Annotated in this window: 15 protein-coding genes; 3 read left to right on the top strand and 12 right to left on the bottom strand. The window is 53.0% G+C overall.

Annotated features, from left to right (window positions below; genetic code table 11):
- Positions 1–44 precede the first annotated feature (44 nt).
- Both MKY59_RS03410 and MKY59_RS03405 read left to right on the top strand, forming a co-directional pair.
- Entirely contained in the window at positions 45–1,346 is a 1,302-nt protein-coding gene (locus tag MKY59_RS03410; RefSeq protein WP_339275994.1) for a Fe-Mn family superoxide dismutase, read from the top strand.
- Positions 1,347–1,479: 133 nt separating this feature from the next.
- The gene (locus MKY59_RS03405) at positions 1,480–2,091 is read left to right on the top strand and encodes a hypothetical protein (protein ID WP_339275993.1); all 612 of its coding nucleotides are present in this window, start codon (positions 1,480–1,482) and stop codon (positions 2,089–2,091) included.
- Positions 2,092–2,202: 111 nt separating this feature from the next.
- On the opposite strand, the gene MKY59_RS03400 is transcribed toward MKY59_RS03405, so the two are convergent.
- The 8 genes from MKY59_RS03400 to MKY59_RS03365 all read right to left on the bottom strand — a co-directional run bounded on the left by MKY59_RS03400 (position 2,203) and on the right by MKY59_RS03365 (position 9,758).
- Positions 2,203–2,427 carry a hypothetical protein gene (locus MKY59_RS03400; protein ID WP_236420788.1) on the bottom strand — a complete coding sequence of 75 codons (225 nt, stop codon included), beginning with the start codon at positions 2,425–2,427 and terminating at the stop codon, positions 2,203–2,205.
- 69 nt (positions 2,428–2,496) lie between these two features.
- The gene (locus MKY59_RS03395; protein WP_236420787.1) at positions 2,497–3,345 is read right to left on the bottom strand and encodes a lipoate--protein ligase family protein; all 849 of its coding nucleotides are present in this window, start codon (positions 3,343–3,345) and stop codon (positions 2,497–2,499) included.
- Positions 3,346–3,696: 351 nt separating this feature from the next.
- Complete coding sequence (gene folE / locus MKY59_RS03390) at positions 3,697–4,290, bottom strand: GTP cyclohydrolase I FolE (RefSeq protein WP_236420786.1); 594 nt, start codon at positions 4,288–4,290, stop codon at positions 3,697–3,699.
- A gap of 53 nt (positions 4,291–4,343) precedes the next feature.
- Positions 4,344–4,607 (bottom strand): YneF family protein, encoded by a 264-nt coding sequence (locus tag MKY59_RS03385; RefSeq protein WP_236420785.1) that lies wholly within the window; start codon positions 4,605–4,607, stop codon positions 4,344–4,346.
- A gap of 189 nt (positions 4,608–4,796) precedes the next feature.
- A complete protein-coding gene (locus MKY59_RS03380; RefSeq protein WP_339275991.1) occupies positions 4,797–5,828 on the bottom strand; it encodes an HD domain-containing phosphohydrolase in 1,032 nt (343 codons plus the stop codon).
- A gap of 15 nt (positions 5,829–5,843) precedes the next feature.
- A complete protein-coding gene (gene queG, locus MKY59_RS03375) occupies positions 5,844–7,688 on the bottom strand; it encodes a tRNA epoxyqueuosine(34) reductase QueG (protein WP_339275990.1) in 1,845 nt (614 codons plus the stop codon).
- 166 nt (positions 7,689–7,854) lie between these two features.
- A complete protein-coding gene (lepB, locus tag MKY59_RS03370; RefSeq protein WP_236420782.1) occupies positions 7,855–8,448 on the bottom strand; it encodes a signal peptidase I in 594 nt (197 codons plus the stop codon).
- An 884-nt stretch (positions 8,449–9,332) separates the two neighbouring features.
- Positions 9,333–9,758: a GNAT family N-acetyltransferase gene (locus tag MKY59_RS03365; RefSeq protein WP_236420781.1), complete on the bottom strand. Its 426-nt coding sequence runs from the start codon at positions 9,756–9,758 to the stop codon at positions 9,333–9,335.
- 412 nt (positions 9,759–10,170) lie between these two features.
- Between MKY59_RS03365 and MKY59_RS03360 the strand changes: the two genes are divergently transcribed.
- Entirely contained in the window at positions 10,171–10,782 is a 612-nt protein-coding gene (locus MKY59_RS03360; protein ID WP_236420780.1) for a superoxide dismutase, read from the top strand.
- Positions 10,783–10,882: 100 nt separating this feature from the next.
- Here the strand turns inward: MKY59_RS03360 and mutY are convergent, their stop codons facing one another.
- The 4 genes from mutY to MKY59_RS03340 form a co-directional block, all read right to left on the bottom strand.
- Positions 10,883–12,142, bottom strand: coding sequence for an A/G-specific adenine glycosylase (gene mutY / locus MKY59_RS03355; RefSeq protein WP_339275988.1), 1,260 nt, complete (start codon positions 12,140–12,142; stop codon positions 10,883–10,885).
- Positions 12,143–12,195: 53 nt separating this feature from the next.
- The gene (gene acpS, locus MKY59_RS03350; RefSeq protein ID WP_339275986.1) at positions 12,196–12,618 is read right to left on the bottom strand and encodes a holo-ACP synthase; all 423 of its coding nucleotides are present in this window, start codon (positions 12,616–12,618) and stop codon (positions 12,196–12,198) included.
- 347 nt (positions 12,619–12,965) lie between these two features.
- The gene (gene nadE, locus MKY59_RS03345) at positions 12,966–13,775 is read right to left on the bottom strand and encodes an ammonia-dependent NAD(+) synthetase (RefSeq protein ID WP_236420777.1); all 810 of its coding nucleotides are present in this window, start codon (positions 13,773–13,775) and stop codon (positions 12,966–12,968) included.
- Positions 13,776–13,910: 135 nt separating this feature from the next.
- Positions 13,911–14,345 (bottom strand): BrxA/BrxB family bacilliredoxin, encoded by a 435-nt coding sequence (locus MKY59_RS03340; protein ID WP_236420776.1) that lies wholly within the window; start codon positions 14,343–14,345, stop codon positions 13,911–13,913.
- Between the last annotated feature and the right edge of the window lie 41 nt (positions 14,346–14,386).

Genomic DNA, 14,386 nt, shown 5'->3' with positions numbered 1-14,386 from the left:
ATATTTTTGGGACGAAATTCGGTGATTAGGAGGTTTAATCCGTTATGAACTGGTATGAATATGGAAAGCTGCTTCCACTGCGGATCCTGGAGGAAATTCGTTTCTGGAAAGAACAAGAGAAGGAGCATACAATCATCATTCTGGCGCTTGTTCCCGATCTTGAGCCCGCCTATGTCAAGCTGCTCGGGGAATGGCAGGCCGCTTTTGCCAGCACGGGGGCTGCCGCCAACCGGCTTTTGAAACAGCTGTTGCCGGGCACGCACCCGCCAGATCCTTATATCCTGCGAGCCTTTGAGGATTTGGTAAACACGGCCAGCACGCAATCCCGGGAGTTTATTCGGCAACTGTATGCCCTGCTCGAGCAAAGCGCCGCTATACTGGCCGCTCCGCCTGCCAAAACCGCCATTCTGCACTTTATTCGCGAATCGGAATACTTTCTCGGCGTTCTGGATACGCTCGGCAAGTCCGGCATCATGCGCGATGCCGAAGGAGAGTCGCTTTCCTCGCTGATCCAGGCGGAAATCGCAAATGCAGGAGGCGCAGCGGGGAAATTACGCAGCAGTGAAAATTCGGGCATTGCCGGGGCCAAAGGCAGCTCCTCTCCCCCGCCCGGTCAGCCGGCAGGCTCTACGCCATCCATCCCGCCCGGCATGGACGCGGATTCGACTTCCCCGGGCTCCGCATCCGACGTTACTGCGCATACGCCCGTGCAAGCCAGGCCGGTCCCCATTGGAGGCCATACCTTGCCGCCGCTTCCTTATGCGTATAATGCGCTGGAGCCGTACATCGACGAAAAGACGATGCGCATCCATCATGACAAACATCACCAATCCTATGTGGACGGCCTGAATACCGCCGAGAAAAAGCTGGCTGAATCGCGAAAAAGGAACAATTTCGAATTAGTCAAGCACTGGGAGCGCGAGCTGGCGTTTAACGGGGCCGGGCATTACCTGCACACCATCTTCTGGACGATTATGAACCCTCATGGCGGAGGCAAACCATCCGGCAATCTTGCGGAACAGATCAAAAGGGATTTCGGCAGCTACGAAGCATTCAAAAACCACTTTACGGAAGCCGCAAACAAAGTCGAAGGCGGCGGATGGGCCATGCTTGTCTGGAGCCCGAGGGCCCACAGACTCGAAATACTGCAAGCCGAAAAACACCAGAACCTTTCGCAGATGGATATCGTTCCCCTGCTCCCTCTCGATGTATGGGAACACGCTTATTACTTGAAACATCAGAACGAGCGCAAAAAATATATCGAAGACTGGTGGAACGTCGTGTATTGGCCTGCCGTTGCCGAACGCTATGAGGCGGCGCGCAAGCTGTTATGGCCGCCATATTAAGCCAAAGGCAAAGAGAGGTATCTCGGGCAGGTGCCTGCCGAGATACCTCTCTTTTTCATTCTCCCTTTTGTTTCTATACGCGTAACTTCCATTTCGTTCTTCGCGTTTATATCCCTAAGGGAGGATGAGAGATTTGTTGAAATTTTTTAAGCGAAGCATATGGTTTGCATGGATTGCAGGAGCCTTGCTTGTATCCGCATGTGCAAATGATGAAAATACCGAGGCCCTCTCCAATGCAGAAGAAGCTGCCAACCCAACAAGCCAGGCAGCTTCTGCGAACAAGACTTTTACGGGCCAAGCCAAAGAAGCGGACCATCCTACAGAAGCTACCGAGACGTTGATCGACGCTGCAACAAGAACGATCAATGATGTGACTGAGGCTGACTTCGAGGCCGGGGTACTTATCGATTTTGATTCGTTCAAAAAGAGCTTTTTCAATGACGATATCATTACCAAGCTGAAAAGTAATCTTGAAGCGGTTGTCGCGCAAGATCAAGAGAAGTTCGCTGAACACTTGCATGAAAGCTACAGCCGTCATTCGGTATTCTTTGATAAACAAAACGTTCAATATATGTTTTATGATTTGGATACCATCAAGAAAGTCACTATGGACGGCAGAGTACAAATTCAGGTTGGCGTCCGGTTTGCCCTCCAAGACTCAGAGGGGAATGTGGAGAACAGCGGATTAACCTATTTCTTTGTGAAAAACAAAGAAGATCAATGGAAAATCGTCAATATCGATTAATGCATGTTCCCTTAACGAAGGAAGCTCATGATTTGGTCGATATGCAAAAAAGGCAAGCCGTTTCCTGAAGGAACGCTTGCCTTTAGATCATCGATGGATGGCCTTGCTTTCTTAGGAAGCACAGCCCTCGCACGCCACATAGTTATCGCCGACTTGTTTGCTGATCGCAATCAGGTCGCCCAGCTTGATATCGTCTTCACTCGTGAATTCCAAATCGGCAATGCGCGCCACGATCAACGATGCCGCTTCTTCCTTGCTGGTCGCCATCTGACTGAACTCGGATTTCTCACCGGTCGACACGACTTCGTATTCGTACGTATATCTCAATGTTTCCATATTGGCACTCTCCTCTCGAAAACACATCATATCATCTCCTAGCCTCGATTCCAAGGCAAACGAAGGATACTAATCGTAACGCTTTTTCATCTGCTCTGCCATCCGCTTCACGTCCATGCGATCCACGCTTGGAACAGGAAAGGATTCCGCTGCGGCATAACGGCTCCGCAACGTCCTTACCAATGCAGCCGTGTACATGGCGGCCGAAGGGACTCCGGCCAGTTCCTGCAGGCTCGCCATCGTACCTGGCCGAACCTCAGGGTAACCCTCCTTGGCACCTCCCGAGGCCTCCCGGTAAAACCGGCTTACTTGTTGCACCAAAGCATCACCCTGCCCTTCGACGATAATGAAAGCCGTAATAATGTAAGCCTTGGCCTGCCTGCGCTGGGCAATGCCGCAGAACTTCATGCCTTCTACGCTCACGTCGTATTCACCAGGACAAAATGCCCCTTCAATCTCACCCGTACGGGCATTTCGTGTCCACGGATGCAGCGACTCGGCAATGATGGAGGCCATCTCCCGGAAGTCGTCGTGAATGTTAATATCGCGCCCCGGATTGGGCAGCATAAGCGAAATATTCACAACCCCCGGATTCAATGGAACCGCAGCTCCTCCGGATGGCCGAACGCACACCGAGGTTCCCCCGCTCCTGATGCGCTCCATCGCTTCCACGGCCAGCGGCAGCCGGCGGTCGCGCAAGCCTGCTACGAACGCATCGGGATGACGCCATATATGGGCAAGTGGAGCGTGTCCTTCACCCACGCGTCGGCACATCAGCTCCTCCCAGGCAAACGCTTCGAGCACGTCGCTCCCGGCACGCAGCAGCGGCGTTTCCCAAATGCGCAAACGAGAAGCGTAATCCCGCTTGGACTGAACGTCCGGCTTGGTCGCAAGATTCGAAAGCTGCGAAATTTCCATATCTACATTCCCCCAACGGTGGATGAAGGAGGACCTCCCTCAACCAAGGATATCGATGCCATATTGGATTCATTTGTAACGGAGCCCGTGCAGCGACTTTCCGGATATTTCATGTAAACACGTCCGATCAAACGATTCCTGACGACCTGTTTATTGTATTTCACTTTCTGTGATTAATCCAGCAGGGATGAGCGGTCAGCCCATCGTTGTCTACCGGACCCGGCAATCGGGAGGCAAAAAGAACAGAACGGGTCCTGTATGCAAAAACAAGACCGCATTCCATGAAAGGAATGCGGTCTTGTGCACGATATACCCTCTGTACAAGGACAGCTTGTCCGGCACGGCTTAGGCTTATTCTTTCACCAAAGAAAGAAACTCGGCACGCTGGGCCTGATTGCTGCGGAACGAACCCCGTACCGCCGACGTCACCGTCTTGCTGCCAGGTTTCTTGACACCGCGGGAACACATGCACAGATGCTCGCCTTCCACGACGACCATCACGCCGTGCGGTTCCACGACTTCGTTCAGGATGTCGGCAATCTGGGACGTGATGCGCTCTTGAACCTGCAGGCGGCGCGTAACCGCCTCCACAAGGCGGGCGAGCTTGCTCAAGCCAACGATTTTGCCGCTCGGCACATATCCGATATGGACCTTACCGAAGAATGGAGCCATATGATGCTCGCACTGGCTGTAATAAACGATATCCTTCACGATGACGAGTTCCTCGTGATTCTCGTCAAACGTTACGCCCAGCACTTCGCGCGGATCAACGTCATAGCCCGCAAAAATTTCTTCATACATCCGGGTTACGCGCGCAGGCGTTTCAAGCAGCCCTTCACGCGTTGTATCCTCACCGATCAAGCTCAGAATCTGCTGTATATGATACTCGATCTTCTCCCGGTTATCGATAACTTTGGAATTCACATAATCTTTAACGCCAGCCACTGCCAAACGCCTCCTTTCAAACGACATCGGGTGGGCAGCCCTTTTTCTTGCTATTATTTGCGGCGACCTGACGTTTTACGCGCAGGATGCTGCGGAGCCTGCGGCTGTTTCATGCCAGGCTTTTGGTTTTTCATCATTTGCTGGGCACGCTGCATCTGTTTGCCGTTCAGATTGTAGCCCATCTGCTTGGCCATCTTCTGAAGCATGTCCGGATCGCTTTGCATTTTCTCGAGCTGTTTGCGCAAATAAAACACCCCGATGAAAAATCCGCCGACCAGACCGACAATCAGAGTAATAATCGGTATAACAATTTCCATCCTTAGACACCTCTGTATGTGCAATCTGAAAGCCCCGTGATCCGTGCGGCACCATGATGTTTCAAGCCATTTCAAGCCATTCCTGCTGCATGCACGGTCCGGATTTTCCTGAAAGTATCATAGCATTTCCGCACGCATGGAGCAAACGGATTTTCCAGCTGCATTTCAGTGCGCGAATTCGCGTCCGCCTTAGGCCAGCACCGCTTCGATGAACACGGTCGTGTGCACGGCGAGGTCCACCTCGACCACATCCAGATCGTATCGCGAGCTTCCGCGCGCAATGCGGACGACCGGCCTGCCCGGCAGCCCGCGATGCTGCTTGACGATCACGCCCGTTTCCTTGGTGGACAGGCGCACCGCCGTTCCGTTCGGATAGATGGACACATTCCGGTTAAACTCGATCAGCACGTCCCGGTCCAAGCTGCGCCCCGACATGGCCATCATTTCTTCGCAAGCCTCGTGCGGCAGCAGCATCCGTCCGGACGAACCGTTGATGGCATTGTCGTACACGTCCGCCACCGCGACGATTTTCGCGAAAGTGTGGATGTCCTTGCCCTTGATGCCCCTGGGCATTCCCGAACCGTCAACGCACTCATGATGCTGCAATGCCACATGGGCCGTGTGAAGGCTGAACTCGCGCTTGGCTTTGATCAATTCAAACCCCCGCCATGTATGATGCAAAGAGGAGTTGGCGGCGGGCTTGCCGCCCGGGTCGTCGGCTACCTTGCCGATGTCGTGCAGCAAAGCGCCCACGGCAAGGTCCTTGAGCTGGTTATAGTTGAGTCCCATATTCAGCCCAATGACCGAAGACAGCAAACACACGTTCATCGCATGAATGTACAGTGCATTGTCCTTGGAGCGAATGTCGGTCAGCTGTACCAACAGCTCGCGGCCGCTCAACACGTCGTTCAGCAGCTTGTCGATGCTGACGGCGATCTTTTTCGGGCTCCATTCCTTTCCCGAACGCACCGCTTCAAGCGTTACGCTCATCTCTTGAATGATGGCCCGTTTCGTGGCTTCATCCAGTATGTCTTCCGTATCCACATCTTGGTATGCTTCATCCTGGATGTACAGCATGGTCGCGCCGATACGCTTGAGCGTACTGACCATGAATACGGTGAGCTGGACACCGGCCGACAACAGCACCATGCCGTTGCCTGAATATACCGTTTTGCCCAAAATCTCGCCCGCTTCCACGCTCTCCACGTTTACATATTTCATGCATGTCCCCCGCTCTTACGATTGCGTCTCCAATGCGAGCAATTGCTCCTTGGTTTGCAGACCGCCTACATAACCGAGCAGGGTGCCGTCCTTGCCGCTAATGCGGTGACATGGAATGATGATCGGCACCGGATTTTTGCTGATCGCGTCCAGTACGGCGCGAACAGCCTTCGGCCTGCCGATCGCTTCAGCAACCTGTTCGTGTGATAAGGCTTCTCTATAAGATATATCGGACAGGACTTGCCATACTTGTAGCTGGAACGGGGTTCCGAGCAAATCGAGCGGCAGATCGAACGTTTGTCGTTCGCCCGCAAAATATTCGCCAACCTGCCTTACAGCCTCCCGCAGCTTGTCATCGTTCTTCTCGTAACGGTACTCACCGATCCAGGTGCGCGCCCATTGTTGAAGATGCGCCTCTCTCACATGAAAGGCTCCAAAATCGACATGGCACAGCCCCTTCTCGGTAGCACACAACGTCAACGTGCCTATCGGGGTAACGACCTCGTCGTAATAAATAGGTTTGCCGTGCAAACCGGTTACTGCGGAAGGCTTCCACGCTGCTGCTTCAGTTTTGGCCTTCGGCGCGGCATTTCCATTTGCAGAATTACTATCCGCGGTCGGACCTGTCACACCTTCCTCTTGTTTATGGTCGCTCACTTGCTTGGCATGTGGCTTCTCGGGTAAGGACGCGGACGACGTCAATCGTTCCTTGGCCTTCTGCAGCATGTCCAGCACGTTCCCATCTTGTTCGTAAGCAGCAGCTTCCCCAATCGCTCTCATGGCTTCTTCTCCTCCTATTCTTCCCAGCGCCCAGGCAGCGGTTCCCCGCAGCTCCGGACGCGGATCGCGCTTCAACACCTCGGTGAGTTTGGGTACGGCGCTTTGGTCCTTGAAATTCCCCAGTGCGATGACCGCATTGCGCTGAATCGGCTTTCTCCCCCGCCAGGCGGCGGAAGTATGCCCGAATCGCTCTTTGAATTCGCGGTTGCCCATATCCAGCAGCGGCAGCAGCAAAGGTTTCACAATCTCCGGATCGGGCTGCAGGTCGGGATGGTGATCCCAGTTTTTGCCCCGATTCTTCGGACAGACGATCTGGCATGTATCGCATCCGTACAGACGGTTGCCTATTTTTAGCATGAACTCTTCATCCACAAAACCTTTGGTCTGCGTCACAAAAGAAATGCAGCGCTGCGCATTCAGTTGGCCAGGGCCGACCAACGCGCCTGTCGGGCAGGCGTCGATGCATTTCGTGCATTCTCCGCAATCTTCGGTAACCGGTGTATCGGGCTGAAACGGAATGTTCGTCACCAGCTCGCCCAAGTAGATCCAGGAGCCGTATTTCGGCGATATGATCGAGCAGTTTTTGCCGCTGAAGCCGATGCCGGCCCGCTGGGATACCGCGCGATCAACAAGCACGCCCGTATCCACCATACTCTCGATGATCGCTTCCGGTACCCGCTCGCGGATGAAATTTACCAGCTTGTCCATCGCCTCGCGCAATACGTGATGGTAATCCCTGCCCCATGCGGAGCGGGCCAGAATGCCGCGATATGCGCCCGGTTCCGACTTGGGCGGATTGACCATCTTTGACGGATAAGCGACCGCAATTGCGATGAGCGAGGCCGGCTCGCTGCCCTCGAGCGCGGGACGTACTCTTTTTTCAATATCCTTCTCCTCGAACCCCGACTCATAACCCTTGGCCCGGTGCTGCTCCAGAATCGCCTTCAGCGACACAAACGGCTCCGCCGATGCAAAACCGATATCGTCAATGCCCAGCCCGGGTCCGGCCGCCTTGATCTCCTGTTTCAACTGCTCCCAATAGGAGGCTGTCTGCGGCATCCCGGTCTGTACATTTGTCATAAACCTTCCCTCTTTTCTTCCCGATCCACTCCATTGGCGCAAACGGTAAACGCCCGCCTCGTGATGGGAGACAGGCGCTTCTTGTTCATGGATATGCCTAAAAGCTCGGATGAACCCGGTTATATGGTTTAACGCACAAAATGATGAATAGTTCCCTTCCAATTGTTTACAGCTTTTTGATTTCCGAAAACGGCCAGAAAATGAACTCCGCCTTGCCTACGATTTCATCCGACGTAATGCTGCCGAAAATGCGGCTGTCTTTGCTCTTCCCTTCATGGCGGTTGTCGCCCATGACAAAGTAGTGGTCCTTCTCCAACGTCAACGGTCCAAAATCCGGATCTTGCACCTCGGTATCGGTGTAGCTCTCCGACTGCCGTTCTCCGTTCACGTACAAATAATGGTCCTTCACCTCGATCGTGTCGCCAGGGATGCCGACGATCCGCTTGACCAAAAAGTCCTTCTTGCCGATGCCATCGCTCGGATCGCGCAATACAACAACGTCAAAACGCGAAGGCGCGCCGAAATCATAAACGATTTTGTTGACGAACAGTCGATCCCGCTCCACCAGCGTAGGCTGCATGGACTGCCCTTGAACCATCGACAGGTTGAAAACGAACAGGTTCAGCACCATCATGATCGCAAAGGAGACAACGATGGTTTTGGTCCAATCCCATAGCTCGGCCAACCATGATACGGAGGTTTTCCCCGGCTTGGCGGCCCCGGCAGGATGCTCCGGGGGAGATGGATGGTTGGAATTCACAAAAGGTCACCTCATTCATGAATTTTTGTGTTGAAATAACAAGCGCTCTGTCGGTTCGCAAATAGGCGGTGAACGGATCAGGTACTGGCAGCTTATAGCAGTTATATTGGCACATCGGTATTTTGGAATGATAAACCTTAATTACAAGGAACGTTAATGTATCGCATATTTGAAATGTTGTCGTTACGTTTGTACAACGAGTCACTTTGGCGGCGGCATATCAGGCGCTAACGAATCTCACACACCTTATTGAGGGGCTTCCCCCCTCACAGAAAATGTAACGAACCTCAAACACGCTATTAGCGTCAAGAACACGATATTCGCCCCATCCTCGGGGAAATAAAGTGTCTAAAGTTCGTAAGACTCGAAGAGTCCAATTTCACTGCAAATAAGACGCGTCAGGTTCGTTAGATTTGGAAGTGATCCTCTACTCCGAGCAACCATGACGAGATCGTACGATCACCACATTTTTTTTCGGTTACTCCGTCCGCCCACCATGCATCCCACGATCCTTACAATACATGTACCCTTAATTCAGAACGTCGGCTCACCGGGTAACACCGAGCACTTCACCATTGAGCCAGACTTCAAAAATCAGACATTCCATCCATGTTGATATGCGCATCAATCAGGGAACATCGGTTCCAACAACGGATATACGCAAACGCACAGGAGTTGTTCTATTAGTTTATCCAATTTGATAGGTTTATTTGCAATTGCATACTCTATTTCAGTCTACTTCATTTGCTTGCACGAGACAATTGGTGATGAGAACCAATAAGGAGATGAAAAAATAGAAAGACATACCCTTTACGCCAATGCGCCCAAAGGATATGCCCGATATTTAAGTGAATCTGCTATGTTATCTGTAATAATCATTCAAACTACGCCTTGGACAAGATGCTGAGCTTCTGGAATGCACTCAAAATCTGATTGGCTCCATAGCCCATCGCTTCGTAAAGAGGCATCGCCGCTTTGTTATGCTCGTCTCCCGCAACCCAAATCTGGCTGACTTTACGCTGTTGGAACCGTTGTTCCATGGACGCGACTAGTTTTTTGCCAACTCCTTGGCGACGATAGTCCGGATGAACCGCGATCCGATAGAGACATCCTTGGTTATGATCGATTGTGCCGATCAGCGCCCCAACGAGTTCCCCTTCTTCCTCGGCAACCATAATCAGTTCGGAATCCCATGACAATTGACGGGCAAACGGGCCCATCGTGTTCTCATAACAATCTTCCGAAAGCGCAATCTTGAGCAGCTCCGTCATACGACTTGCATCACTCAACTGAAAGGAACGAACGTGCATGTCTTAAATCTCCCTTTTCGTTAGCTTGATTGATGAGGTTTTACAAAAAGGGGTTCCCCTTTTACCAAAAACCCGATGTTTGTATTATGACAAAAAACGAGAAAAAAACGCTTCTTCGTCAATTAAAGCATACTTTTCGCCATAAAACACGCATTTTCTTTTGAAAGCGCTTAATTGTAACCGTTTACATCAAAATTCGTTTCTATTTCTATTTCATTTTAATCAATATCACATAAAATTCTGCATATAGGGAAAAATATGTTTGTTATCGCGGATTATGCATTTGATCAACTTCCCGAGGGACTTAATAAACAAAAATGTTGATTAATTGGCTCGGATGCGGTTTAATAATAATGGCAAGGGTATTGTTACATATGCACCTTAAAACTTAAAACTCAGGAGGTATTACACTATGGCTTTTCAATTACCGGCTCTTCCTTACGCTAACGATGCACTGGAACCACATATCGATGCACAAACGATGGAAATCCACCACGATCGCCATCACAACACTTACGTAACCAACCTGAATGCAGCTCTGGAAAACGCTCCTGAACTGCAAGGAAAATCCCTCGAGGACCTGCTCGCCAACCTGGACAGCGTACCTGAAAGCATCCGCACAGCGGTTCGCAACAACGGTGGCGGTCACCACAACCACAGCCTGTTCTGGGAAATCATCGGACCAAACGGCGGCGGCGCTCCAACTGGCGACATCGCTGCTGCAATTGACAGCGAGCTGGGCGGTTTCGACAAATTCAAAGAAGATTTCGCGAAAGCAGCTACAACGCGTTTCGGTTCCGGCTGGGCATGGCTGGTTGTCGGCAAAGACGGCAAACTGTCCATCACTAGCACGCCTAACCAAGACAGCCCGATCTTCGAAGGTCTGACTCCGATTCTGGGCTTGGACGTATGGGAGCATGCTTACTACCTGAAATACCAAAACAAACGCCCTGATTACATCTCCGCGTTCTGGAACGTAATCAACTGGGATGAAGTTAACAAACGCTACGCAGCTGCAAAATAAGCACTGTGATTGCACAAAGAGCCTGATCCGGTCGCATGGCCGGTCAGGCTCTTTTTTTATAACCATCCGAGCGGACACTTTACGCACGCACGCCTCTTTCCTATTCGAGCACGGTGTAGGCACCCGCGAAATAATTACCGAGCAGCTTGAGGAACACGTTCGGAAAAGCCAGCTTGTCCATATCTTCCGGACCGATCCAGCGGTACGTCTGGCCGTCCCCTTTACCGACGAACGCCAGCGGCGATTCTTCGCGGGCAAGGCCGCCAGCATCTTGTCCGCTTGCCGCCTGAGCAGCCGCTGCCTGCTCGCCATAGGCGGCCACGGCTTCCGCGGCAATCAGCGGAAGCTCGCTGCCCGGGTCCTGCTGCGTACATTTGTACACCTGCAGGCTCCAAACGATATGGCTGAACACATGCTCCGCGTGTGTAGCCAAGCCTTCGGGGCGGGCGGCAATGCCCTCCGCCCACAGGCTGCCGGCCAGCAATGCCATGGCCGGCTCATCGGCGAGCGGCTTGGCCGCCTTGCCGGCAGCGGCGGGCGCCGCCAGCACATGCGGCAGCTCCCACATGCGGGCCAGAAGGCCCGTATCCGGGCGCTGCCGCACGAGCACTTTGCCGCGATGGGCACCGCGGCCTTCCACCAAGGCGACGAGCCGCTGCTCGGGGCGCGGCGGCTTCGCCTTCGTTTTGACCGGCAGGGTCAGCTCCCTGCCGGCAATGCGGCCCGAGCACTGCTCCATGACCGGACAGGTCAGGCAGTGCGGGGCCTTGGGAGTGCACACCAGCGCGCCCAGTTCCATCAGCGCCTGGTTGAAATCCCGAGCTCGCCCTTCCGGGATGAGCTCGGTCGCCAGCTCTTCCATCAACACCCGGGTACCCGTCTTCATGATGTCCTCTTCAATGAGGAAATAGCGGGACAGCACCCGCATGACGTTGCCATCCACCGCAGGCTGGGGCTGGTTGAAGGCGATGCTGAGAATCGCGCCGGCCGTATACGGCCCTACGCCCTTGAGCGCGAACACCGAAGCTTTGTCGCTCGGCATCTCTCCGCCGTGCAGCTCCATGACCTGCTGCGCCGCTTTTTGCAAGTTGCGCGCCCTCGAATAGTACCCTAGACCTTCCCAGTTTTTCAGCACGTCTTCTTCGGGCGCTTCGGCAAGCGCCCGCACGGTCGGGAAATTCGAAATAAAACGATTGAAATACGGAATGACCGTATCCACCCGGGTTTGTTGCAGCATGATTTCGGATACCCAAGTAAAATACGGATTGTTGTGACGCCGCCATGGCAGATCCCGCTTGTTCGCCATATACCAATCCAGCAGATTGATGCTGAAATGTCTTTTCTGTTCCATTAAACCCATAAGTCCTTCCTTTCATTTGCACGCCTGTCCATAAACATGCCCTTCATGATCACCTAAATATCCTTCGGTCTCTGCTCTTGTCCGTGCAGCTGCTCCACGACGGCAAACGCCGCAGCCAACTCCGTCTGGTGTGTAATGCTCAGGTGAATGGCATAAAGTCGGTCTTTCGGCAATTGCAGCCGTTCCCAGGCTTCGGCAGATAACGTCGCTTCCGGCTTTCCTAGCGCACCCGGCAGCACTTCGATGTCCGTAAAAGCCATAACTCGTCCGATGCCGCAGCCAAATGCTTTGGATACCGCTTCCTTGGCCGCAAACCTTCCGGAAACGAACTCCGTGCGGCGTTTGCCCCGTTCTGCGGCCATCCTCCGCTCCGCCGGCGTCAGAATGCGGTTCAGGAAAGCTTCGCCCCGCGCGCCTTCCAGCAGCCTTTGCATGCGTCCGATCTCCAGCACATCGTTCCCGATTCCGTGTATCATCCGTGCTTCACCTGCTTAATCATTTATACTGTGGTGCAATAACCAACATGTTCTCGCTAGTCCCTACGTTCGATATCCGAACACGTATTCCATTGTAGCAGGTGGCAGGCCCAGATGCGAGTACCCGGGGCCATCGGCGAAAACTTCCATCTTGGGGGGGCTGTTCGGGCAAGATTCACAGCATCCGTTCAGCCGTCGATCATAAAAACAACAAACTCCAGCAACGCTGCTCGGCTGTCGGAAGCGGAAAATCTTCGTCCACAGCGGCAGTAACGTGTCTGGAGTTCATTGGTCGTTCATGTAAGTACGATGATCAAGCCGGTTTGCCCAAGTCGAGCGGAAAAAACTTAAATGCCGGGAATGGCATTCCGTTTATGGTGCGTGCGCTTATAGAATGCTTCCAGGCGTTCCTGCGCAGCAGGATCGATCTGTTTGCCTTCCAGATAGTCGCTGTTTGCCTCATAGGAAATACCCAGTTCCTTCTCATCCGTTTGGCCTTCCCACAATCCTGCGGACGGGGCCTTGTCCAAAATCGGCTGAGGCACGCCCAGATGGGCCGCAAGCTGGCGAACCTGGCGTTTGTTCAGGCTGCTCAGCGGCGTGATATCCACGGCGCCATCGCCCCATTTGGTATAAAAGCCCGTGATGGCCTCAGACGCATGGTCTGTACCGACGACCAACAGGTTCTCTTCAAAAGCAAGGGCATACTGCATAACCATGCGCGTTCTTGCTTTTACGTTTCCTTTGCCTTGATGCGTCATGTGGCGCGGGCTGCCCATGGACTTGAAGCCCTGCTCCACTTCCAGCGCAATCTCGTTCACCGCATCTTCAATGTTCGTTTCGACCACATGCTTCAAATCAAAAGCCTTCGCGACAGAATAGCTGTCCTGAATATCCTGTTGATCGCCGTAAGGCTGAAATACGCCCAGCGTTTTGTACTCCTGGTTGCTTTCCGCGGTAAGTTCATCGGTAGCTAGTTTGCACAGTCCTGCTGCCACGGCGCTATCGATCCCGCCGCTGATGGCGATCAGCAGCCCTTTCGTGCCCGAATTTTTGACGTAGGTTTTCAGGAAATCCACCCGTTTGCGGACTTCCTCCTCCACATTAATGCTTGGTTTAACCTTCAATTCAGCGATGATCTGTTGTTGCAAACTCATCGTGCACTACACCCCGTTTCCAGAATAGTCAAATCGGATTCCTTCATAAGAATCACATGGTTCAATAACTCCATTTACCCAAAACGAAACGCCCCGGCATCGGTATTCCGAAGAGCGGGGCGTTGCTGGAGCGTTTTAACGGCAATAACGATCGAACGCACTGGTGAGCTCAGCCGCGATTTCCCCTGCAGATCGATCTTCCACCTGATGGCGCTCGATGAAGTGCACGAGCTCCCCGTCCTTCATCAGAGCGATGGAGGGCGAAGATGGAGGATACGGCGCAAAGTACTCACGCGCCTTGGCTGTGGCTTCCTTGTCCTGTCCGGCGAATACCGTATACAGATGATCCGGCGTAATGTCATGCTGCAATGCCTCGGCTACGCCCGGGCGGCATTGTCCTGCGGCACAACCGCAAACGGAATTAATAACGACAAGGGTAGTACCTTTGGCATCCGGAAGGCTCGCTTCCACTTCTTCCGGGGTGCGCAGTTCTTGAATTCCCAAACGAGTCAGCTCATCCCGCATCGGCTGAACCATATCTTTCATGTATTGATCGAATGACATCGACATTGGTTTCACTCCTTAATAGTCATCATAAGCTCCATTGTCCA

The sequence above is a fragment of the Paenibacillus sp. FSL W8-0426 genome (genome assembly GCF_037969725.1).
In the GTDB taxonomy this organism is placed as follows: domain Bacteria; phylum Bacillota; class Bacilli; order Paenibacillales; family Paenibacillaceae; genus Paenibacillus; species Paenibacillus hubeiensis.
Note: the sequence above shows the minus strand (reverse complement) of the source record. Positions and strands in the feature narration are given on the sequence as shown.